At 55.4% G+C, this 563-nt stretch carries 1 pseudogene; it reads right to left on the bottom strand.

Going from position 1 to position 563, the window contains the following annotated elements:
- Positions 1-126: 126 nt before the first annotated feature.
- A pseudogene (locus DA373_RS16090) lies at positions 127-563 on the bottom strand (IS3 family transposase); the annotation flags it as partial.

Below are 563 nucleotides of genomic sequence, written 5' to 3'. Positions count from 1 at the left end.
TTCGTGTCCAGCGTTGCAACGTACGGATACTGATCCCCAGCTCGCGACAGGCCATTTCTTTGCGTGCTCCGGCCCGCATCGCTTCCTCAATCAGCGCCACAGCGTGTTGGCGATCTGAGACGCTGATCATTCGTCCTCGTCCTTCCCCCAGATCGCATTGGCCTTTTTTCGCAGTACCAGCAGCGCAGCGGTTTCAGCGAGGGCTTTTTCCTTGCGTCGAAGCTCCTGCTCCAGCTCTTTGATGCGTCGGCGTTCTTTCTGTAACGAGGCCGAGCCAGCTGCCTGCTCAGAGGCTGAGCCTGTAATAAAATCGCGCTTCCAGGCTTTGACGTTCTCAGGGAAGAAGCCGTTCTCCCGACAATACTGACTGAGTTCAGCTTCAGACATGGTGGCGGTTTCTACCACAATGGCAAAGCGGGCTTCTGCTGATAAGGTTTCTGCTGGCTTGTCCGGCATGGGTATTCTCTGCGCTCCATCAATGGCTTGCTTACGCCAATCATACAGGGTCCACTTCGATATTCCCTCATCACGAGCCAGCTGAGCAATGGAAGGACAATCCGGAG

Origin of the sequence: Oceanimonas marisflavi (assembly GCF_003049725.1) — a bacterium.
GTDB classification, from domain to species: domain Bacteria; phylum Pseudomonadota; class Gammaproteobacteria; order Enterobacterales; family Aeromonadaceae; genus Oceanimonas; species Oceanimonas marisflavi.
The sequence above is the reverse complement of the archived record's forward strand: the minus strand, read 5'-3'. Positions and strand labels throughout refer to the sequence as shown.